Origin of the sequence: Niallia sp. FSL W8-1348 (assembly GCF_038006745.1) — a bacterium.
GTDB classification, from domain to species: Bacteria; Bacillota; Bacilli; order Bacillales; family Cytobacillaceae; genus Niallia; species Niallia alba.
In genome coordinates, this window is record NZ_JBBOVV010000001.1 from 2,893,134 (window position 1) to 2,916,702 (window position 23,569).

General features: G+C 31.5%; 21 protein-coding genes. 16 read left to right on the forward strand and 5 right to left on the reverse strand.

From position 1 onward, the window contains the following. Positions 1-197 precede the first annotated feature (197 nt). Positions 198-1,313, reverse strand: a complete 1,116-nt coding sequence (locus tag NST60_RS13835; protein WP_341099025.1) for a mechanosensitive ion channel family protein — start codon at positions 1,311-1,313, stop codon at positions 198-200. A gap of 503 nt (positions 1,314-1,816) precedes the next feature. Next, positions 1,817-2,608, reverse strand: a complete 792-nt coding sequence (locus NST60_RS13840) for a hypothetical protein (RefSeq protein WP_169189335.1) — start codon at positions 2,606-2,608, stop codon at positions 1,817-1,819. 224 nt (positions 2,609-2,832) lie between these two features. Between NST60_RS13840 and NST60_RS13845 the strand changes: the two genes are divergently transcribed. The 14 genes from NST60_RS13845 to NST60_RS13910 all read left to right on the forward strand — a co-directional run bounded on the left by NST60_RS13845 (position 2,833) and on the right by NST60_RS13910 (position 17,871). Then, on the forward strand, positions 2,833-3,579 hold the full coding sequence (locus NST60_RS13845; RefSeq protein ID WP_341099026.1) for a YveK family protein: 747 nt from the start codon (positions 2,833-2,835) through the stop codon (positions 3,577-3,579). Further along, positions 3,566-4,273 (forward strand): CpsD/CapB family tyrosine-protein kinase, encoded by a 708-nt coding sequence (locus tag NST60_RS13850; protein WP_341099027.1) that lies wholly within the window; start codon positions 3,566-3,568, stop codon positions 4,271-4,273. Before NST60_RS13845 ends, NST60_RS13850 begins: the two co-directional genes overlap by 14 nt. Before the next feature lie 122 nt (positions 4,274-4,395). Then, entirely contained in the window at positions 4,396-5,160 is a 765-nt protein-coding gene (locus tag NST60_RS13855; RefSeq protein ID WP_341099029.1) for a tyrosine-protein phosphatase, read from the forward strand. 131 nt (positions 5,161-5,291) lie between these two features. Further along, positions 5,292-5,966: a sugar transferase gene (locus NST60_RS13860; protein WP_341099031.1), complete on the forward strand. Its 675-nt coding sequence runs from the start codon at positions 5,292-5,294 to the stop codon at positions 5,964-5,966. 12 nt (positions 5,967-5,978) lie between these two features. Continuing rightward, on the forward strand, positions 5,979-6,920 hold the full coding sequence (fcl, locus tag NST60_RS13865) for a GDP-L-fucose synthase (RefSeq protein ID WP_341099032.1): 942 nt from the start codon (positions 5,979-5,981) through the stop codon (positions 6,918-6,920). A gap of 20 nt (positions 6,921-6,940) precedes the next feature. Continuing rightward, positions 6,941-8,020: a GDP-mannose 4,6-dehydratase gene (gmd, locus tag NST60_RS13870; protein WP_341099034.1), complete on the forward strand. Its 1,080-nt coding sequence runs from the start codon at positions 6,941-6,943 to the stop codon at positions 8,018-8,020. Between the two features lie 620 nt (positions 8,021-8,640). Further along, positions 8,641-9,378 carry a hypothetical protein gene (locus tag NST60_RS13875; protein ID WP_341099037.1) on the forward strand — a complete coding sequence of 246 codons (738 nt, stop codon included), beginning with the start codon at positions 8,641-8,643 and terminating at the stop codon, positions 9,376-9,378. A gap of 96 nt (positions 9,379-9,474) precedes the next feature. Continuing rightward, positions 9,475-10,746 (forward strand): lipopolysaccharide biosynthesis protein, encoded by a 1,272-nt coding sequence (locus NST60_RS13880; protein ID WP_341099039.1) that lies wholly within the window; start codon positions 9,475-9,477, stop codon positions 10,744-10,746. After that, positions 10,743-11,936, forward strand: coding sequence for a polysaccharide pyruvyl transferase family protein (locus tag NST60_RS13885; RefSeq protein WP_341099041.1), 1,194 nt, complete (start codon positions 10,743-10,745; stop codon positions 11,934-11,936). Before NST60_RS13880 ends, NST60_RS13885 begins: the two co-directional genes overlap by 4 nt. Before the next feature lie 187 nt (positions 11,937-12,123). After that, entirely contained in the window at positions 12,124-13,488 is a 1,365-nt protein-coding gene (locus tag NST60_RS13890; RefSeq protein ID WP_341099856.1) for a glycosyl hydrolase family 28-related protein, read from the forward strand. A 76-nt stretch (positions 13,489-13,564) separates the two neighbouring features. Next, positions 13,565-14,641 (forward strand): glycosyltransferase family 4 protein, encoded by a 1,077-nt coding sequence (locus tag NST60_RS13895; protein ID WP_341099044.1) that lies wholly within the window; start codon positions 13,565-13,567, stop codon positions 14,639-14,641. Continuing rightward, positions 14,631-15,206 carry a WcaF family extracellular polysaccharide biosynthesis acetyltransferase gene (locus NST60_RS13900; RefSeq protein ID WP_341099046.1) on the forward strand — a complete coding sequence of 192 codons (576 nt, stop codon included), beginning with the start codon at positions 14,631-14,633 and terminating at the stop codon, positions 15,204-15,206. The genes NST60_RS13895 and NST60_RS13900 overlap by 11 nt, the downstream gene beginning before the upstream one ends. Positions 15,207-15,221: 15 nt before the next feature. Then, positions 15,222-16,478: a WcaI family glycosyltransferase gene (locus NST60_RS13905; RefSeq protein WP_341099047.1), complete on the forward strand. Its 1,257-nt coding sequence runs from the start codon at positions 15,222-15,224 to the stop codon at positions 16,476-16,478. A gap of 4 nt (positions 16,479-16,482) precedes the next feature. Next, a complete protein-coding gene (locus NST60_RS13910; RefSeq protein WP_341099048.1) occupies positions 16,483-17,871 on the forward strand; it encodes a sugar phosphate nucleotidyltransferase in 1,389 nt (462 codons plus the stop codon). A 931-nt stretch (positions 17,872-18,802) separates the two neighbouring features. On the opposite strand, the gene NST60_RS13915 is transcribed toward NST60_RS13910, so the two are convergent. Together NST60_RS13915 and NST60_RS13920 are read right to left on the reverse strand one after the other, a co-directional pair. Further along, a complete protein-coding gene (locus NST60_RS13915; protein ID WP_341099050.1) occupies positions 18,803-19,072 on the reverse strand; it encodes a helix-turn-helix domain-containing protein in 270 nt (89 codons plus the stop codon). Between the two features lie 150 nt (positions 19,073-19,222). Further along, a complete protein-coding gene (locus tag NST60_RS13920; protein ID WP_016203276.1) occupies positions 19,223-19,681 on the reverse strand; it encodes a competence protein ComK in 459 nt (152 codons plus the stop codon). 1,081 nt (positions 19,682-20,762) lie between these two features. On the opposite strand from NST60_RS13920, the gene istA reads away from it, so the two are divergent. Continuing rightward, entirely contained in the window at positions 20,763-22,262 is a 1,500-nt protein-coding gene (gene istA / locus NST60_RS13925; protein ID WP_012961019.1) for an IS21 family transposase, read from the forward strand. Next, entirely contained in the window at positions 22,259-22,978 is a 720-nt protein-coding gene (istB, locus tag NST60_RS13930; protein WP_003320558.1) for an IS21-like element helper ATPase IstB, read from the forward strand. The genes istA and istB overlap by 4 nt, the downstream gene beginning before the upstream one ends. Positions 22,979-23,027: 49 nt before the next feature. Here the strand turns inward: istB and NST60_RS13935 are convergent, their stop codons facing one another. After that, positions 23,028-23,372, reverse strand: coding sequence for a hypothetical protein (locus NST60_RS13935; protein WP_341099051.1), 345 nt, complete (start codon positions 23,370-23,372; stop codon positions 23,028-23,030). Positions 23,373-23,569: the final 197 nt, after the last annotated feature.

Below are 23,569 nucleotides of genomic sequence, written 5' to 3' on the forward strand. Positions count from 1 at the left end.
CCAAAACAGCAAAGAAATCAGCCAAACAATAGAAATATCAGCCAAAGCAGCAAAGAAATCAGCCAAACAATAGAAATATCAGCCAAAGCAGCAAAGAAATCAGCCAACCTATAAATATATCAGCCAAACTAAATAAAGAGAAGGCGCAGTTTCACAACCGCGCCTTCTCTTTTTCACCTTTAATGCACCTAATAAACTCACTCACCAGCCAGCAATTTCTTCCCGTCCTCTTTCTCCGGCAAATAAATCTGCTGACTAGGTAACGCTATTTCAATACCATGTTTCTCTAAGATACTAAGTATTTGTAGATTTGTTTCTTCTTTAACGACTAAGTATTCCGCCCAGATAGTTGTCTTAGTGAAGAAGTAGACAAAGATTCCTAGCGAATAATCGCGGAAATCGGTAAAACGAACCATAATTGTATCTGGATGTACACCTGGGTGTTTACGCAACATTTCATCTATTTCTTTTAAAGCAGTTTTCAGCTTTTCATTTGGCGTTCGATAGGATATAGCTAGTTCATAGTCAATGCGTCGCTTCGACATTTTTGACCAGTTTGTAATCGCCTCATTCGAAAGCTTCGAGTTTGGAACCGTTACAATGGTGTCGGAAAAAGTTCGAACTTGCGTACTGCGGAAGGAAATATCCTCAACCGTTCCTTCTACAGAAGGAGTTTGAATCCAGTCCCCTTTAGAAAAAGGCTTTTCCGTAATAATCACGACACCGCCAAAGAAGTTAGCAACAGTGTCCTGTGCAGCTAAGGAAAAGGCAAGACCCGCAACCCCGAGACCAGCAACAAAGGCACCAATTTGAATATCCCAAGTATCCAAAATGCTGACAACCGTAAAGATAACGACAAGCATACGAAAAACTCTTCCTAAGAATGGAATCAGCATACTATCAGAATCTAACTTTGTTCGAGAAATCATTCGTTCAAACGGATTCGATTGATCAGAAAAATAATTAAAAATTCCCCAGCCAATTAAACCGATAATAAACGACTTATAGATTTGTTGCACAAAGTGGAAGGTTGTAATCGGAAATGGTAAATAAGTCAAAGCCAAATATGTTCCAATAATGACCCAGAACCAGCGCAATGGCTTTTCATACGCCAGCAATATTTTGGAAACAGTATCTACCGGTAATTTCTTCACCATCGCTAACACTAATTTATAAATATACATCGTAAATAGCTTTCGAAATCCTAAGAATACAAGAAAGATTAATAAGGCGATACCTAAATCAATCCAGTTAAACCGCTCAAAAGCAGCTATAAATCGCTCCCATTGTGACCATACTTGTAAATTACCCATTTAAAAATTCACCTCGCCCATCATTATAGCATAGGAAGCCATGGGCTCTAGCCTATCTACTAAAGAGTAAATAAAATGTAATATAACGAGGAAGTTTTAATCATAGAAAAAATTTTAGTGTGATGGAAAACTGCCTAATGTTAGAGGAACAATGATAAATAACATATACCAAAAATAAGAATGAACAAAAACTAAACACATTAATTATATTTCCTCCGTATAAATACTCTTATTCAAACATAGAGATAAACGGTATGTTTATAGAGTTAACCATATATGATTGTTAATAAAAAAGGTGATACTAAAATTAACCACCTGTCTTCCTTATTACAAATTGAAAAAACTTCCTATATATAATAGAAGAAACTAGGTAACGCTTACATTTTAAATGAAACAAAAAGCGTTATTTACAAATATTCAGAAAATATGATAACATAATCGTACGTTATATAGAACAGATAAAAAGAAAAAAGCGAGAACTCCTCGCTTAGTTAAATAAGTTTTTATTCAGAAATAAGCTTTTTCGCTAAATAGTTGCTCCAAAGTTCAAAACCTTGCTCATTCGCTTTTGACTTATCTCCTTCAGTATTGTAATAATCTTGAACTTTAGGATCTTTGCTATCAGGCCAGGCTTCCCAGTGATTCCAGTAAGGAATATCTTTTGATTCAGCATACTTCTGTAAATCTCTCACTTGCATAGGATAAAGAGCTGCATTGTACAGTTGGTGTGCAGGCATCATAATGAATGTAACATTTGGAAGCTCATCTTTTGTTTCCTTAATCACCTGATTAAGATTCATTAATGTGGTAGAAATATCAACTACGCCATTATCATTCAATAGGAATGGCTCTAGGATAACCATATCTGGTTTCTTAGAGATAAGAGATTCATATTCGTTATCATTTACATAATCGGATGAAGTTTCATCATAAGTTATGCTTTCAACTGTTACATATTTATCGTATTTACTAGCTAATGCTTCCTGTAATGGTGTAACTAATCCAAGCTCTTGATCACCGATTGCATCAGAGCCAACCAACAAAATATGAAAGGATTGTTTATCTGTTAATTTTTCCTCCAATACTTGCTGGGCACCATCTGGCCATGATTTGGCAAAGCTCATATAGTAATCGAGACTAAAGTACTGCTCTTTGTTTTCTACTTCCGTATTTGCACCTTCAGTAGGATGAATAGTAGATAGAGGACTTTCTGAGCGAATATTCCAGTGAATATTCCCAATTACGAGAATGACCACAAGAATGATGGATAGGATGGATAGAATAGTAGCTTTCATTGAAACCTCCCAAAAGTAAGTATAATCGGTTATTAATCTACCATAATCGTACAATAGATAGGAAAGTTATCCCTATTTTAAAAAATATATATCAAATATGTAAATTAATTGGTATAGTAAAACACGTAAAAACAATTCACTTAAAATTATGACAAGAAATGACAATATATGCAACGATATATGATATAATATTTTTGGTTTTTATATTTTTTTAGGAGGAAGTCATGGAAGAAACGATCAGTTTGAAAGAATTATTCGACACAATCAAGAAACGATTGACACTTATTATATCGATTACTCTCATTGCAATGATTGTAAGTGGAATAGTAAGTTATTTCATTATTACACCGGAGTATAAATCTTCGACGCAAATTCTTGTAAACCAGGCAAAAGCTGACTCATCCGCTGCGTTAAATACAGGGGAAGTACAGGCAAACGTACAATTAATAAGCACCTATAGTGTTATTTTAAAAAGTGCAGCTATCTTAAATATTGTAAAAGAAGAATTAAATTTAGATATGAGTGTGTCAACATTGAACAGTAAAATTACAGTGGAAAGTGCACAAGGTTCACAGGTAATGACTGTTTCTGTTACAGACTCTGACCCAACAGTTGCGCTGCAAATTGCCAATAAAACAGCTGAAGTTTTCGAAAAAGAAATTAAGAATATTATGACTATTGATAACGTGAAAGTATTACCATTGGCAGAAGATCAAGAGAATCAAGCACCAATCAGTCCGAATCCACCATTGAATATCGCCATTGCTGCAGTAGTAGGATTGATGATAGGTGTTGGATTAGCGTTCTTACTAGAATACTTGGATAATACAGTGAAAAATGAGCAAGATATCGAGAAATTACTAGAGTTGCCAGTATTAGGCGCAATTACAACTATTGATGAGAATGTAGAAGCGAAAATGAGAGGGACTCAAAAAGGAAGAGGTAGGGGGGATTTACTTGGCAGCAAGTAAGAGAGTAAAAAAAGGCGGCTTAGCTTTAAATCGAAGAAAATTAATTGCAAAGTATGATCCGAAATCTCCTATTTCAGAGCAATATAGAAATATTCGGACAAATATTCTTTATTCTAGTATTGATGAAGAAATACGTTCTATCTTAGTGACATCTTCTGGACCAGGAGAAGGAAAGTCAACAACAGCAGCTAACTTGGCAATTGTTTTTGCGCAACAAGGAAAAACAGTGTTATTGGTAGATGCCGATTTGCGAAAACCAACTGTTCATTATACGTTTAATTTAAATAACACAGCTGGATTAACATCTATCTTAACGAACCAAATGGAGTTAATGGAAGCTGTTCATCAGTATGATGAGAAAAATTTATATGTACTTCCAAGTGGCCCAGTACCTCCGAATCCTTCTGAACTTTTAGGATCTAGAGCAATGAATCATTTCTTAGATAAGGCGTTAGAAGAATTTGATATTGTCTTGTTCGATACTCCCCCAGTTCTAGCTGTAACAGATGCTCAAGTATTGGCAAATCTTTGTCATGGAAGTATTTTAGTAGTTAGCAGCGGCAAAACAGATAAAGAAGCTGTCGTAAAGACAAAAGAGCAACTTGCTTCTTCTACTGGGAAAATATTGGGTGTCGTATTAAATAACAAAAAAGCGGACAAAAAAGGCAATTATTATTACTATGGTACAAATTAACAATCTAATAGACGGGATTCGACATTCTTCGCTATTTACGAATGAGTAGTTCGATGGTACTATTTTATATTGTTTAGGAAAATAATAAAAAATTAGGAAAAAAATAGAGAGGTGTAGCAAAAGTGATTGATATCCACAGTCATATATTACCTGGTATTGATGATGGGGCACAGACAATAGAAGATAGCATAAAGATGGCAAAAGCGGCTGTGAATGAAGGTATTACAACGATTATTGCTACACCTCATCATAAGAATAATCAGTTTAATAATCTGAAATCTTCTATTCTTACAAAAGTAAATGATCTAAACACCGTATTAAAACAAGAAAATATTCCTCTTACCGTACTTCCAGGCCAGGAAGTACGAATTTATGGAGAAGTGATAGAAGACTATTATAAGGAAGAGATTCTAACACTTAACCATACAAAATACCTTTTCATTGAGTTTCCTTCTTCCTCTGTGCCGCGATATGCAGAAAGATTGTTGTATGAGCTGCAAACAGAGGGAATTATTCCAATAATTGTTCATCCAGAGAGAAATAAAGAGTTGCAGGAGAAGCCGGATATTCTTTATCAGTTTGTAAAAAATGGTGCGTTAACACAAGTGACAGCTTCTAGTGTAGCTGGTTATTTTGGGAAGAATGTGAAAAAGTTTTCAGAGCAATTGATCGAGTATAATCTTACTCATTTTATTGCTTCAGATGCCCATAACATTCATAATCGCGGTTTTAAAATGGTCGAATCTCTAGATATTATAGAAGAGAATTTTGGCGTGGATTATATTTATCTTTTTAAAGAGAATGCAGAATTGCTATTGGAAGATGGTAATGTAATGAAGGAAATTCCTGAACGGATACAAAGAAAGAAGTTTTTAGGAATTTTCTAATTTAGTAACTTACTAGATAACTAACGGTAGAATGTAATTATCAATATATTTTATCGTTAGTTATCTGAAGGATACATATAAATAGAAGATAAGTAGACTGAAAAAATTAAGGGAAGATAGGTGGTTTGGTGATGTCTGAGTTTTATAAGGATCAATCTCTGTATTTGGAAAAGAAAAAGAATGTATCTGTAAATACAGCTCGTAGTTATCTTGTAATGAAGAGAGCGATAGACATCATTGGTTCATTTTGTGGATTGGTTGTGCTAAGCCTGCTTTTTGTAATCATTGCGCTATTGATCAAATTAGAGGATCCAAAAGGGAAGGTTTTCTTTAAGCAACTGAGGGTTGGGAAAGATGGGAAAGAGTTTTATATGTATAAGTTTCGTTCGATGGCTTCGGATGCAGAAGAGAGATTAAAGGAATTATTGGCTCTGAATGAGGTTTCTGGGGCGATGTTTAAGATGAAGGATGATCCAAGGGTTACGAAGATCGGGAAGTTTATTCGGAAGACCAGTGTGGATGAATTGCCACAGTTGTTTAATGTGCTTAGAGGGGATATGAGTTTGGTTGGGCCAAGACCGCCGCTTCCTAGGGAGGTTGCGGAGTATTCAGCTCATGACAAACAACGTTTGTTAGTAACTCCTGGTTGTACAGGACTTTGGCAGGTTAGTGGTCGAAGTAATGTGGGATTTGAGGAAATGGTTGAACTGGATTTACAGTATATAAAAGATAGATCTTTATTATTTGATACTAAAATCATATTGAAAACAATCTTAGTATTGTTTGGATCAAAAAATGCATTTTAAGGGGAATTTAAAATGAATAAAAATTCGAAAATTTATGTTGCTGGTCACAGAGGTTTAGTTGGTTCAGCTATTTTTAGAAAGCTACAATCGGAAGGGTACACAAATCTAGTATATAGAACAAGTAAAGAATTAGATTTAAGAAATCCTATAGAAGTAAATACATTTTTTGAGGAAGAAAAAATTGATTATGTTTTTCTTGCCGCAGCTAAAGTTGGTGGAATTGTTGCTAATAATGAATATCCTGCTGATTTTATCCGCGATAATTTAATGATACAAACAAATGTGATTGATGCGTCATATAGAACAAATGTAAAAAAATTATTATTTTTAGGAAGTACTTGTATATACCCGAAGCTGGCACCTCAACCGCTTAAGGAAGAGTATCTATTAACTGGGGAATTAGAACCTACTAATGAACCGTATGCAATAGCAAAAATTGCTGGTATTAAAATGTGTGAATCATATAACAGACAGTATGGTACTAAATATATCTCAGCAATGCCTACAAACCTATATGGGGAAAATGATAACTTTGATTTACATTCTTCTCATGTGTTACCAGCTTTAATAAGAAAGTTTCATGAAGCAAAAGTTAATAATAGTGAGTATGTAGAAGTATGGGGAACTGGTACACCGAAACGAGAATTCCTCTATTCAGATGACTTAGCAGATGCATGTGTATTTTTAATGAATAATTATGAAGGAAATGAAATTGTAAACGTCGGTGTAGGGGTGGATATCCCGATTAAGGAATTGGCAAACTTAGTTAAAAAGGTAATCGGATTTAAAGGAGAATTAAAATTCGATACATCGAAACCAGATGGAACACCTAGAAAATTAGTAGACGTAACAAAAATTAATTCTTTAGGTTGGAAAGCAAATACTTCCTTAGAAGAAGGATTAAACAAAGCATATAACTGGTTCTTGGAAAATGAAATGGAAGTAACTAAATAATATATTTTTGGAGGATTACGATGAAAAAGGCATTAATTACTGGAGTAACTGGACAAGATGGTTCATATTTAGCTGAGTTCTTATTAGAAAAGGGATATGAAGTACATGGAATTATTAGACGCAGCTCTTCTTACAATCAAGAGCGCTTAGAAGATCTTTTAACAGAAGAAGAAGCTAAAGCTTTATTAAATAATTCTAATTTCCACCTTCATTATGGAGATGTAACAGATGCTTTAAACATTACTCGTATTATTGGAGAAATTAAACCAGATGAGATTTATAATTTAGCTGCACAGTCTCATGTTCGAGTTTCTTTTGATATGCCAGGTTATACTTTGGATGTTGATGCAAAAGGTACACTAAATATATTAGAAGCAGTGCGTATTTTAGGTTTAACTGAAAAAACTCGTGTTTATCAAGCTTCTACTTCCGAACTTTATGGTAAGGTACAAGAAGTTCCTCAAAAGGAGACTACACCTTTTTATCCACGCTCTCCTTATGGAGTTGCAAAAATTTATGGTTTTTGGATTACGAAAAACTATCGTGAGTCTTATAATATGTTTGCTGTAAACGGTATTTTATTTAATCATGAATCTGAGCGTCGTGGTGAGACTTTTGTAACTAGAAAAATAAGCTTAGCAGCAGCTCGTATTGCTCAAGAAAAGCAAAAGAAGTTAACTCTTGGAAACTTAGATTCATTAAGGGATTGGGGTTATGCAAAGGATTACGTTGAATGTATGTGGTTGATTCTACAGCATGACAAGCCGGAAGATTTTGTTATTGCAACTGGTGAGATGCATACCGTTCGTGAGTTTGTTGAGTTGGCCTTTAAACATGTGAGTATTGAAATTGAATGGACTGGACAAGGAGTACAGGAAAAAGGTATTAATAAATCCACTGGAGAAGTGGTTGTAGAGATAGATCCGAAATTTTTCCGTCCTGCAGAAGTTGATCAATTATTGGGTGATCCGACAAAATCCAAAAAATTACTAGGATGGAATCCTACTAAAACATCATTTGAAGAATTAGTTAAAATTATGGTCCAAGCTGATATGAGAAAAGTTCAAAGTGAAGATAAAATCAAAAAGATGTTTGATTAAAGTGAAGTTCATATAATAGAGTAATAAAGCTTCTATTTATATTATAACTTTAGACGGTCAATGTAGTAATATTTTATGTTAGCGGTGATTCTTTGAATAGATTAATAAAGATGTTGATAATTTTATTTTGTGTTTTCGCATCTATACCCTTTCTTCCTGAAAGCATTCTATATGTTTTAAATCGAGTTCCAGTATATGCATATTATAATAGTATTCAAATAAATGTACCAATTAGTTTCAGATATATAAAAGATGTAATATTAATTTTATTAATCCTCTTAGTCTCTATCGATTTGTTAATGATAAAAAGAAAAAAAATAGCTTATCAGTTCTTGATAATTAGTATGGTTATTATCATATATGGAGCTTTATCGTTAGCTATAGAGGGGAATTTTAATACGTTTCAATTAGTTTCTGGCATAAGACCTATATTATTATTATTTACAACATTAATGTGATTTTTTTACTTTACAGAAAATTTGTATTTAATAATAAAAAAATTACTAATCATTATATTATATTTAAACTTGATTCTATGTATTTTATTTTATGAAATACAATTAAGTGTGTCTGGTTTCGTACTCCCATTTTCATTGAGATTAATCGGAACATTTGGTGGAGTGGGTAGTCTTGGTTATTTTGCTGTTAATATGTCATTACTTTTATTTATAGATCGTTTTTATACCGATAAACAAAAATCGAAATATTATAGTATACACCAGTTAACAGCATTTTTTGTTGCTAGTTTTTCTGGGACTAGGATCGCAATTATATGTTGTCTACTATTAATCCTATTGTCCCTTTTTAAATTATTAATTAGAAAAGAAAGAAAAAAAGGATTACTAAGTATCTTAACATTATATATCATGGGTTGCTTTTTTATTCTTTCAATTAATGTTATCTCGGCATTATCAGATCGTGGTAATATGCTTTTATACCAATTTCAAAATGGGAGATTCTCGTTTATATATGATCTTATAATGAATGGAAGTATAAAACAATTGTTAATTGGAAATGGGTTAGGATACGGTACAAATACTGCCTTAATATTTGAACAAGAACTGGGATTAGAAACAGAGAGTATTCTAATGGATGGTACATTTAATGCAATAATTTCACAGTTTGGTTTTATCTTTTTGATTATATATGTATTTATTCTAATATTTCTATTGATTTGGATTGTAGAGAAAACCAAAATAGAAAAATTAGATCTCATAATATTTTCTTTTGTTCATATATTAATATCTTTTGCTACAAATATATTTGAACAGTATAGTTTTTTAATTATTCATATTTTAATTTTATTCTTTTTAATAAAAAGAAATTTTATTATAAAAAATAAATATGAAATCTCCTAAAATAAACTCCATTATGAGTTGAATCAGCTTATTTTGGAGCTATTTGTATTAACTCTATATTAGTAAATTATTTTTTGAAGAATAGGATTGTTTGATTTGAAAAAGAAGATTATGAATATATTTAAAAAATATGGTTTAGTTGAACAATCACTTATCTCATTATTAAATTTCTTAATAGTGTTTATGTTTGGGAAAAATTTACCAACAAGTGATTTTGCAAATTTTATTATAATACACTCTGCATTAACATTTGTTTTTTTAATAGCTTCAGGTATTTGGGCAAGTCCAGTTTTAGTTTTTTTGCCTACAAAGTATAGTCAGCATAAAAATGCCTACTTTGAAATACTGTTTATTCTAAATCTTATTACTTCTATTATATTTGCTATTATAGCAGTAGTATTTGTTAATATATTCATTGTTAGGCTGGAGTTAGTAACAAGCATTTTCAGTATCTTAACAGTTGTGAGTTGGGGACAATATGAACTATTAAGAAAAAACTTTTACGCAGACAATAAATTAAAAAGTCTAATGAATTCAAGTATTATACTAGTTGTATTCTTTTTTTTAGGTAATCTACTTTTCAAGAATTCACTTACGATAGATTTGTCTTTTGCTGTATTATTTTTAAGCTACTTTATTGCAATTGTATACATTATTATCCGTACACAACCATTTACGGAAACAATCAAGAATCTTATACTCTTTGATTTTAAACAGATAGTAAGAGTCCATTGGGATTTTTCAAAGTGGACGATTTTAAGCAGTTTATATTACTGGATTTCTACTTCAGGGTATTTTATTCTATTATCGTTTTTTTTAGAGGATTTGCAATTGGGTGCAATGAGATCTATTTTAAATATTTTAGGTTTGGTTTCAGTTTTTTTAGTGTTTTTTGAAAATATGTATACTCCAAAAGCATCTAATATCTATTATAATTCTAATGGAGTCAAACTTAATAATTATATTAATGGCTTAAAGAGGAAGTTTTTGATTCCATATATAGGTATTGTTTTTATGGCAATAATTATGAGTTATTTATTATTTGGTGTTTTTTTCAATGATGCATACATGGAGTATAAATATTTGATTATCATTTTTGGATTATATCAACTTGCTTTAGGATTAAACAGACCCCCCATTTTAGGAATTAGGGTAATTAATAAAACGAGATATATTTCTTTAGGGAATTTGATAGCTGCAGTCTTAACAATATTGTTGGGTTTAACACTGATGTCAATTTTTAGGAATGTGTTTGTGGCTTCGATTAGTATGTTTATTTCTGTGCTTATAAGTAGTTTTTACTTAATAATAGTATATAAAAGATTGATTTTAATAGATATAAAGGAAAGAGGGGAATTAGGAAAATGAATTTTTTATTAATAAATGCTTACTCGACAAAAAATAGAGGAGATGCTGGGATAGTTGTGGCAATGATTTATTTAATTCGAGAGGTTTATCCTGATGCTAAAATTAAAGTAATGTCATCATATTGGGAAGAAAACAAGGAATTTTATAATAGATATAAGGTAGAATCTGTACCAGCAATTTGGACATTAAATCCTAATTATTCTACTATAGGTAGATATTTATCCGGGATTAAAAAATTTTTTAAATCATTACTTTTTCCAAATAAAATTGAAGAGTATAAAAATGCTGATGTTGTAATAAGCGTAGGTGGCGGTTATTTATATTCCTCAAGAAAAGGTCCATTGGGTGTTGGATTAATAAATGCACTTTTTCATATATGGTTAGGAAAAAGAATGAAAAAGAAAACATTAGCCTTTCCACAAAGTGTAGGACCAATTAATTATTTTTTTGATAAAATTGTAACTAGGTTAGTTTTAAAAGAAGTTGATAGTTTTATTAGTAGGGAATCAATTACAACTGAGTTGCTAAAAAAAATGAATATAAAATCAAATCTTAAACAAATACCAGATATTGGCTTTACTCTACCGAAAAAGGTTTTAAAATCAAGAGATGTTTCTTTTGATAAAGGAAGTGTCAAAGTCGGATTAACTTTACTTGACTGGAGGTTTGCTAAAAAAAATTCAACAAGTGAAGATATAGATTTGTATTTATCTAAAGTAGCTTATGCCTGTGAAAAGATATATTCTCAGATACCAAACGTTCACTTTTACATATTTCCTCAAGTGACTGTTGGAGAAGGGGATTCAGATATGACTGTATCAAAAAGATTAGAAGATATCTTAGGTTCAAAAAGTACAGTTATTAATTTAGATTTAATAGAAAATTGTCCTGAATACTTGGTAGATATTTATGGGAGAATGGATATGTTCATAGGAAGTAGAATGCATTCTACTATATTCGCATTAGCTGGTGGTACGCCGACAATAGCACTTGCATATCAATATAAAACAATGGGGACTTTTAAAGAAATAGGTCTTGACAATTATGTTTTAAATGTTGAAGACTTTGATCAAGAGGATTTGAGTGTGATGATGAGTAAAATAATTACGAACGGATATCCTTTAGATGATGTTGAAAAAAATATTTTACACATAAAAAGAAATCTTATAAATGAAATAAATTCTATTTAATATATTTTATAATCAATTTTGTTATGTTAATAAGTATGACTGTTTGTATAGGCTAACTCGAATATTGTTGTAAATGTCATTCATAAAAAGTATCTAAAACTATTAATTGAATACTAAAAAGGAGTGATAAACAATAAATATTAAAATTTTAATAAAAGGAGTAGTCTTATTAGGTATTATATTTATAATAGCATTTAGTTATAAAGTATTAAAATCGAAGTACTTTACTACTGCAAATTCATATGAAAGTACATATAATGTAAAGACATATGGGGCTACAGGAAATGGACAATCAGATGATACAGAAGAAATACAATCTGCTATTGATTCTATTGATAATGAAAAGGGAGGTACTCTTTATTTTCCAAAAGGGACTTACAGAGTTACTTCAAGTTTAAAAATAATAAATAAAAGTAAAATGAGGCTTATTGGTGAGGGGAATTCTAGTATTATAATGGCTAAAGCAGAAGGTAAGAAGAAAATTAACTTTTCTTTAATTACTTTGAATAATACTGGAAGTTCTAAACTTGTTGTAGATAGTTTATTGTTTCAGATGTTTAATACAGATGAAAAAAAAGCTAGTGCAATATCCACAGAAGGTACTATTACTGATATTGCGATCAGAAATTCTTGGTTTACTCAGACTAATATTGCTTTGAAGGGTGATTTTGTTACTTTAAGTTTTATAGCTAATACTGTAGAACTTTGCAAAAGTGGAGGGATAATTGCAAAAGGTAGTGATTTTAGAAAAATTATTATCTCTAGTAACCATTTTTTTGCAAATAACAATTCTCACATTAACTTAGAGAATAGTTCTGAAAAGAACAATTTTAGTAATATAACTATTTCAAATAACCAGTTTGATCAAGGCCTATCCTCCCAATACGTGAAAGGTTATAAATCAATAGGGAATGCAATAGAACTATCTAATGTCTCTTTATTTACTATTCAAAATAATAACTTTAATGGTTTAACACCTAAAAGAGATAATAATAATGAAGAATATCAGAATGGTCATGCTGTAAAGTGTTTTGATTGTAGTAAATTTCTTATAGATAATAACACGTATTCATTTTATTCTCAGTCAGCAATCAATATTGAAAATAGTAATAATTTTAAAATAGGTGGTTTAATATCTAATATTCGCTCTAATGGAGTGGATATTAAGAATAGCCAAACGTTTAAATTGGATTTTATAGAAGATTCAGCAAAAATAGGTGGTAAAATATCGAATAGTAATAATTTTGACATAAAAGGTTCGTACACTAATAACCTTGAATTTGGATTATTAATTGAAAATAGTTCTTATGGTAAAATTCAAGCATCGTTAATGGATAATAATTTATTAAATGATAGTACAAAAAGTGAGATTTATTTTTCGGGAAAATCAAATAATAATATATTAGATGGTGCAAATATTAGTAATTCAACGTTAAACAATGCACATAGTATAATATTTGAAGTATCTACCTTTAATAATATAATTGGTAGTAATACTATATTTGAAAAAGAGAATTTTATAAATAAAGGTAATAATAATATAATCAATTAAAAATTATTACTTTAAAAATAAAAATTGATTGTTGAGTAAAAATGGTGGCAAAATAAAGAAACTAAGGTGAAGGATTATGAAAAAAATATGTTTAATTGGACAATTTCCTCCTCCAATTCATGGATTGTCAAAAGCTTTAGATACAATTATCAAGTCAGATTACCTTAACAGAAAATATAAAATGAATATTGTAGATATAAAGTCAAATAAATTAGTACTTAAGCATAGACAACAAATAAAGAACTCCCAGGCAGATATATATTATATAACAATCTCTCAATCAAAGTTAGGTAATTTAAGAGATATGTTTCTATTAAAAAGTATATTAAAGAAAAAGAAAAAAGTGATAGTACATTATCATGGGGGATACTATAAAGATTTATATAAATCATTTAATAAATTCCAAAAAAGACTAAATAGAAAAATATTGGGCCAGATAGACGTTATGATAGCTTTAAGTGAAAGTTTAAAGTATTTATTTAATGATGTTATTGATTTGAAAAGGATTAGAGTTTGTGAAAATTTCGTGGAGGATACAAGTTTAATAAGCGAAAAAGAATTTGAAAAGAAGGTTCAAAATATAAATAATAGCATGGAAAAATTGGAAGTGATTTATCTCAGCAATTTCATTGAAAGTAAAGGATATAAGGATGTTCTTAATGCAATTGTTGAATTAAAAAAATATAATGTACTATTCCATTTTGCTGGAGCATTTTTCTCGAAAGAAGACGAAGAAGAGTTTTTTAAATTTATTGATGATAATGATTTAAGAAATTATATTTCTTATCATGGAGTTGTAAAGTCAGAAGAAAAGAGAAAACTACTGTTTCAAAGTGATATATTTATACTGCCAACCTATTATCCTAAAGAGGGACAACCAATTTCAATTATTGAAGCTATGGGAAATGGCCTTTCTATTATTACGACAAAACATGCGGGTATACCTGATATAGTAAGTGAAAAAAATGGAATTTTGGTTACTCCTAAGTCTCCATCTGAAATTGTAGAAGCTATAAAAAGATTATCCGATAGAGAAATTTTGATTAAGATCGCTAAAGAAAACAGATTAAAATCATTAAAGAAGTTTAAAGAAGAACATTATATTAAGAGATTAGACGAAATATTTGAAGAGGTTATACAAGATGAAAATTGAATTGAAGGAATATAATCAAAGTTGGTATTCAAGAGGTAGATCAAATTTGATAGTGATACTGTGGTGGTTAATTCAAGGAACTTTGTTTAGATTTTCTCTTCATAATATGTATGGCTGGCGAAATTTTTTATTAAGACTATTTGGTGCAAAAATAGATAAAAGCGTTCAAGTAAGATCTTCTGCAAAATTTACTTACCCTTGGAAGGTAGAAATTGGCGCATATTCTTGGATTGGTGATGATGTTAAATTATACAGCCTAGATAATATAATAATTGGTTCCAATTGTGTAATTTCACAGGAGTCTTATTTATGTACAGGTACGCATGATACGACAGATCCTTATTTTGGTTTAATTACAAAACCAATTATTATTAAAGATGGTGTCTGGGTTGCGAGTGATGTATTCATTTATCCAGGGGTTACGATAAATGAGCTAGCAGTGGTAGCTGCAAGAAGTACAGTTGTAAATGACATTTCATCTAAGGGGATTTATGGAGGAACTCCGGCGAAATTTTTAAAAAAAAGGATTATAAATAGAAATACTATTCATAATAAAAATATATAATAAGCTAGGTGTAAAATGAAAATATTATTATACAGTACAAATTATTATCCCGAAATGACAGGTATAGCTAAATATAATACTGAATTAGCAGAATGGTTAGTTGCTAACGGACATAAAGTAGATGTCTATACTGCTATGCCTTCATATCCTGAATGGGAAGTTTATGAAGAATACAAGGGGAAAAAATATATTAAAGAAATTATAAATGGTGTAAATGTATATAGATCACATTTATATGTGCCAAATAAAAAAAATATTTCAGGTATAAAAAGAATACTAATGCAGGTTACTTTTAGCTTTAATTCTTTAAGATTTTGGATACCAACGTTTCTAAGAAAAAAAGAACATGACTTAGTTATTGCACTTTGCCCTCCTTTAATGCCGCTAATTAATGCTGTTATTTATAAAAAAATCAAAAAAACACCAATTTTATTACATGTTCAAGATTTAGAGTTTGATGCAGCAATTAGGTTAGGAATTATAAAGCAGAAATTTCTATCCCAAATACTAAATAACGTAGAAAAATTTTTTCTTAATAGGGTTAATGTCATATCGTCAATAACTAATTCAATGATTGATCGAATTAAAGAAAAAAAAATTAAAACTACCAACTTTATACTATTCCCTAATTGGTCTAATATCAGTTTTATAACACCATTACCAAAAATAAATAAGTTTAGAGATTCATTCACAAAAAATAATGATGATATAATTATCATGTATTCTGGAAATATGGGTAATAAACAAGGTTTAGAAATAGTTATAGATGTTGCTAAGAAATTCAAAAGTAAAGATATAAATCATGTTAAATTTATTTTTGTTGGAGATGGTGTATCGAAAGAGGGGTTGATTGAGATGAAGAACCTAGATAATCTTGATAACGTCTTATTTTTTCCAATACAGCCATTGGAATTGTTACCAGAATTACTAGCATCTGCAGATATTCATTTAGTTATTCAAAAGAAAGAGGCGGCAGATTTAGTAATGCCATCTAAGTTAACAAATATTCTTTCTGCAGGCCGAACAGCTATTGCTACTGCAGAACCAGGGACAGCTTTATATGATGTGATTAACAGTTCGGATTCTGGAGTGGTTATCGAACCTGAAAACCCTGATATATTACATGATACTCTATTAGATTTAATAGCTAGGGATAATTTATATAATTTTGAACAAAATGCTAGAAAATATGCTGAAGAATACTTAGATAAGGAAATGATCTTGAAAAGATTTGAGAAAAATATCAGGAAATTTTTAAATAAAGGAGAATAATTAAATGAAGCTAATCTTGTTATCAGGTGGATCAGGTAAAAGACTATGGCCATTATCTAATGACACACGTTCTAAGCAATTCCTTAAAGTATTAGAAGGAGATAATGAGTCTAAGGAATCAATGGTTCAACGAGTCTGGAGACAGCTTAAAACTGTTAATCTTGCTAATTCCTCAATTGTAGCTACTTCAAAATTACAACAAGAAATGATTTATAGTCAGGTTGGAATGGATACCCCTTTAGTTATAGAACCAGAAAGAAGGGATACTTTTCCAGCTATCGCCTTAGCCGCTTCATATTTATATACAGAAGAGCAAGTACACAAAGATGAGATTATTGTAGTATTACCAGTTGATCCTTTTGTTGATATTGAATTTTTTAATAAGATTAAAGAGATAGAAAAAATACTAAATAAACAGAATGCAGATATTGCTTTACTTGGAGTAAAACCTACTTATCCTTCTTCTAAGTACGGATATATAGTGCCTAAGAGAGATAAAAACTATGAAGAGTATGTTGAGGTAGATTACTTTATTGAAAAACCGAGTGAAACAAAAGCCAATTCGTTAATTAAAGAGAATGCATTATGGAATTGTGGTGTGTTTGGATTTAGATTAGGTTATATAATTGATATTCTAAAGGACAGTGGATTTACTACCGACTACAATAATTTATATAGTAATTATTCAACTCTTCCTAAAATTAGTTTTGATTATGAAGTATTGGAAAAGGCAAAAAAAGTAATAACTTTACCTTATGACGGATTTTGGAAAGATTTAGGTACTTGGAATACCCTAACAGAAGAAATGGTAACTAATCAAATAGGAAAGGGTCTTATATCTGAAGATTCCGATAACACGCACTTGGTTAATGAATTAGATATACCTATTACAGTAGTAGGGCTGAACAATATTGTAGTTGCTGCAAGTCCTGATGGAATCTTGGTTAGTGATAAGGAATCTAGTCCAAAGATTAAAGAATTGATTAACGGTATAAATCAAAGACCTATGTATGAAGAACGATTATGGGGATGGTCTCGAGTCTTAGATTATGCATCGTATGATAATGGACAAGAAATGGTTACGAAAAGAATTTGTATAAATGAAGGGAAAAATTCAAGTTATCATTATCACTCTCTAAGAGATGAAGTTTGGACCATTGTAAGAGGGGAAGGTGAATTGGCAATAGATGATACAATTACTAGAGTAAAAGCAGGCGATACTATACACCTCCCAGCTGGAAAAAAACACGGTATAAAAGCACTTACTGAATTAGAATTTATTGAAATTCAGACGGGTGTGGGCATTAGCGATCAAGACTTTACAAGACTTTATTTTAAATGGAGTGATGTAATAAAGCATTTCCATAAAACAAAATCTAAAGTTTTTATATAAAGGGCTTTAAGAATAGATGTTATAAAATATTATTGTTTTTCTTTTAACACTAATTTTTACCTTTATTGGAATATAGATTACCTTGATATGTGTTATAAGATACAAAAAGTAATTATAATTGTAGAATATTCTATTTGCTTAATATATTTTTTAGAAAATCTATTCGTGATAAGTTAAAAAATCTAATGTAAAAAAATCAAAGTGCAGAACTTTGCAACTGAAAAATGCAGAGTCCTGCATTCTATTTATTGAGCATAAAAAAGATTTACAGTCACCTAGTTCCTGTCCTGTCAAACATCAATAATCTGAACTCACCAGTTGAAATCTATTGATTTTATTGTTTACAAAGAGGATATAATTATGTTTAGTAGAGTTAAATCCAGCAAAATAAACTCATGGTCACAGTGACGACCCGAAATTTGTCGAAGATTGATAGGGAATTAGATTGTGTGAATGATAAACATAAATAGCAATGATTATTGCAGATGAAATGAGCCACTTATGCGGAGTTTTGAGCCAGTCATTGCGGAGGAAAAGAGCCGCCCTTTGCGGAATGGAGAGCCATTAACTCTTAATTCTAGGTCACAGTTACGCCTCGAATAATCTTGTTTCACAGGAATGTTTCACGAGAGGTTTTGTGTGTGAATGCGGTTGGAATTTTTCAATGAAGAAGTATGGTAGTTTTGTTAAGCAGTTCAGTTTTAAGGTGGAAAATCGCAAATGAAGTAAGCTTGGTCACTTCTATCCTAGAAGCTTAATAGAATTGTACGTCAGATGCTCATATTTAATTTATCAAAAAAGTTAGCAAATTGTAAACTTCTGGGGACAATTGTACTGTCCCCAGAAGAAAAAGTCATATTTCCTTTTCTAATAACTTCATATTTATTATAGAACTTAGTTGATTAGAAAATGAGGGAGTTAGTGTTCTACGTTATTCCTCTTCCAATATCAACAATTCCACTTCTTCCATCACTTCTTTAAAAAACGTGGTTGCATCAATGTGTAGGGCGTTACAAATAGCATGGAATAAACCTGCGCTTGGGTGTGATTTGCCAAGCTCAATATTGTTTATATGGTTGACACTTACCCCTGAATCTTCTGCAAGTTGCTGAATACTTACATTTCTTATGTTTCTTTTATTTCGGATCATTCTTCCGAATATTGATTTATAGATTTGGGTTTTATATAGCTCGTTGGACAATGTTATCCCTCTTTTTTCCTCATTATCTAAAGAGGAAAAAGGAATGAACATAAACGATAATGTGTATTTTTCTATATTTTTACAAATTTCAAAAGAAAATTTTATTAGGAGTGTTTGAAGTTTAAATTACTTCTTTCCTTATCACTGTAATTACTCATTAAGTGCTTTTTGGCATAACCAGGTTCGATACATTTGTTTCTCCAAGATATGCAGGGATTCGTACATTTTTATTTCAATGCCATTTTTAAATTGGATAATAGAACGATAGGTGCCTTTTGTTGGTTTAATTTCTTCGACATGTTGGAAGAATATCCAACAGCAATGGGGTTGATTTGGAGAAGAAGTTGGAAAAGCATAGATGTTTTTAAGTGGATTAATTGGAATCGGAATTTTTTTATGAATGCCTGTTAAATAAGTCATTGAAATTCGCCGGCCATTATATTCTGCTCCTCCTTCTTTTGCTGCCAATTTAATTAATTCTAATGGAGTTTGTTTTACATAGAGTTCTCGCTGCCCCTCTAGTACGATTGTTTGATAGTCTAGCTGAAAAGCTGGTTTTAGTGCGTTTGTTTCTTCATTAACTTTGTACGTAGTAAGGATTTCTTTCATTTTAGCTGCTCCTTTTTAAGTGGATTGTTTAATTAATGGTGTGGTGTGTGGAGGAATGTTGTATTAACTTAATTGTGGGTTGGAAAGAGTCCATATTTCATTCCATGAATAGAGGGTGAGAAAATATGTGAGATGATGAGCAAATTATTATAAATGAAATGTATCGGAAAAGTTGTGGTACTACCTTTCTTTCAAGTTAACTATTATTATCCTCCTTTTTTACTATTATCTATAAAAAATCTAAAATGAAAACCAACTATAATATGTGTTTATAGAATTTTCTATAAACTCATGGTCACAGTGACGACCCGAAATTTGTCGAAGATTGATAGAGAATTAGACTGAGTGAATGATAAACTGAAATAGTTGAGTATTGCGAATAGACTGAGCCGGCAGTGCGGAGTTTTGAGCCACTATTTGCGGACATCTGAGCCAGTAAGTGCGGGGAAAAAGCCACTTTTTTGGTCACTTTTTCATGTCTACTAATAGGGGCTCGCTGCACTGTGACCTAGAATTTAACACATCAACCTTTCAATAAAGCTAAAAAGGGATAGATACACATTCACTAAGTAAGAAATGTACCTATCCCTTTTTCTATTTACATACAAAACTATCAATATTATAATACTAGTATCGCTAGAGAGATAAATTGGTTACTCAGTATACCCAATACCTAGTAATCCTTACAAAGTGTTGGCGCACCTTGTAAGACTACTACGATATTTTATTTATACTTCTTGATTCTCACTAGACTACTGTCAAATGCTTGTTTAAATTCTAGAACACGCTTACTTAATTTATGTTTGCTAACATCATTATAATTTAGCGTTTACAATAAATTTACTACTATCAATAATATAGGTCGGAGAAACATAAGTTTGATTATTATCCCCTAAACCAAATTTGTATTTTGCACCAAAATAATATGTGTTTATGGCAAACTAAATATGTAGGGAATGGCAGTTAATTTGTGTAGGGCCCGGAGGGCCCTACACAAATTAAAAAAACCACTTGTCAACTTCTCATAATAACTTTAAACTCCTCGTTGGACCAACAACGTTTAACAGGAGGCTATTAGGAGATGTTAGCAGTGGCACAAATTGATTATATCAGACATGAAGTGAATCAAAAAGGTGGAACTTATTCCAGTGTGGCAAGAAAGATGGAACTGGATCCTCGTACAGTTTCTAAGTACGCGAATCAAGAAGAGTTTCCAGTAAAAAAACCACAGAAAAGAAGCTCTAGAGTGATGGATCCAGTGAAGCCTATTTTAGATAAGTGGATTCGAGAAGACTTAAAAAAGAAAAAGAAGAATCATAGAACTGCCAAAAGAATGTACGAGCAGTTAGTTAAGTTTCATAGCTTCGAAGGTTCTGCACGTACAGTTCGTGACTATGTTTCAAGAAGGAAGAAAGAGCTAAAAGAATATATAGAAGGAGCTTCATTACCTCTTGAATCCATACCAGGAACAGCACAAGTTGATTTTGGTACAGCACCCTTCTTATATGAATCAGAGATAATAGACCTACCGTATTTAGTGATGTCATTTCCGTACAGTAATTCATTCCTGTTTCAGGTATTTCCTTCGGAAAACACTGAGTGTTTACTAGAGGGCCTACAACGTATGTTTCACTATATGGGTGGTGTGCCGACAACGATACGATTCGATAACTTATCCCCCGCCGTGAAAAAGATAAAAGGTAAGGGTGAACGTGAACTCACTGATACATTTGAACGTTTTGTCTTACACTATGGGTTCAGTTACGAATTTTGTAATCCTGGGAAGGGGAATGAAAAAGGACACGTTGAAGCAATGGTGAAATATGTTCGAAATAACTTCTTCTTACCCGAGTGCACCATAGTGGATCTCGACCAATTTAATGAAACACTTTGGCAATGCGCAGAGGAAGACCGAAATCGTCCACACTACTTAAAAGAAACGCTTCAATCAGAGTTATATAAGGAAGACAAAAAGGAATGGCTTATCCTTCCTGAGAAGAAGTTTGAATGTGTGCGTTATCAGGAAGTGAAGGCAGATAAATACGGGATTATAAACATCGATAACAAGGAATATTCAACGTCGCCTAGATTTGCCAAGCAGCGCATAAATATTTGTGTAACCTATAACTCTATTATTGTATTGAACGAAGAACGTCAGGTTATTGTAAAGCATTCTCGTTTATATGGAGTAAAAAGAAGGTCGATGAACTGGCAACCATATTTACACTTACTATCAAAACGTCCAAAGGCAATTAAATATTCTAGTTTATATGACCAATTTCCTCTTGAATGGTCCAACTTTTTAAGAGATTGTACAGAAGAAGAGCAGAAAGAAGTTTTACGTCTTTTAGCTACGCTCTTAAAAAATGATGATTTTACTTTATTGAATGAGGCATTAGAGTTAGCTTCTTCACATGGTCATCCTAGTGCGGATCAAATCAAGCATTGTTTCTATTCTCTACTAAATCAAGGTACATCTTATGAGGCGATTACTCCTCGTCTTAATGTTCCAACAGTACCTAGCGCAACTCGTGGGCTTTCTCATTACGATGCTTTTTTTCAAGGGGGTACGAGTGAATGAACGAGCAAATACAAGCCTACGCAAAGCGACTAAAGTTAAGTTGGATTAGAGAGAATTTTAATCAAATAGAAGCAGAAACAAATGAAGAGTACCTATTAAAGCTTTTTGAAAAGGAAGTCCAAAATCGGGAAGAAAGAAAAGTTAATTTATTACTAAGTCAAGCTCAGCTACCGAAGACAGGTTCTACGCCTTTCCAATGGGAACATATACAAATTCCACAAGGAATTGAACGTACAGCTGTCATTAATGGTGACTTTATTAAGGAGAGGGAAAACCTTATTTTATACGGTGGTGTCGGTACAGGAAAGACTTATTTGGCAACATTACTATCCTTAAATGCCATACATAGATTTGGCAGCCAGGTAAAGTTCTATACAGTGGCAGGCTTGGTTAATAAACTAATTGAAGCAAACCAGAAAAACACTCTACCAAAGCTGATGAAACAAATCGAAAAGCTAGACCTTTTAATACTTGATGAGCTCGGCTATATTCCGTTAAACAAAGAAGGAGCAGAGCTTTTATTTCAAGTGATTTCTATGTGTTATGAAAACCGAAGTATAGTGATTACAACCAATCTTCAATTCGGTCAATGGAATCATGTTTTTGGCGACCCGATTCTAACAGAAGCTGTCATTGACCGCCTGATTCACCATTCTCATTTACTTGTTTTTAAAGGAGATAGTTTTCGTTATAAAGAGTCTTTATTGCATCAATAATTTGAAGTGACAAGTGGCATGCATATTTAATTGCCATTTGGTACATTTTTTAATTGCCAAATACATATGACTGAAATACGAATTTTGAGCAATAATTCACATCAATTTTATGTGTTGCAGAAGTTATAGAATAGCTTTTTACTTTATTTAAGTTATTTTTAGCCCAAGTTCCTGCCAAAAAACGATTTCCTGATGAGGTGTTTGGTCTATAAACACCAACAGTATTATTATTGAACCGGTCAACAAAGTTACTAATTGAACTTACTTGAGTAACATCAGACCATTTTACAACATCATAGACTTTATAATCTGGCCCTACAATACCAACATGTCCAACATAATATGTATCCCATCCTGAAAACATTTTTGTCCCAATTATATCACCTACTTGCACAGTTGTGCTTGTACCTGGATACTTAGGAGCTCCACTACCTGTATTACTATCAGCAAAAGTAATAAAATCATCCGCATAAGAAGAGAATGGAAAAAGTAATATAATTATAAAAGCAAAAAAGAATCCTAGAAATATTTTTTTTATTAATAACCTCCTATTATATTATTATAGTATCTTTAATATAAATATTATTATAT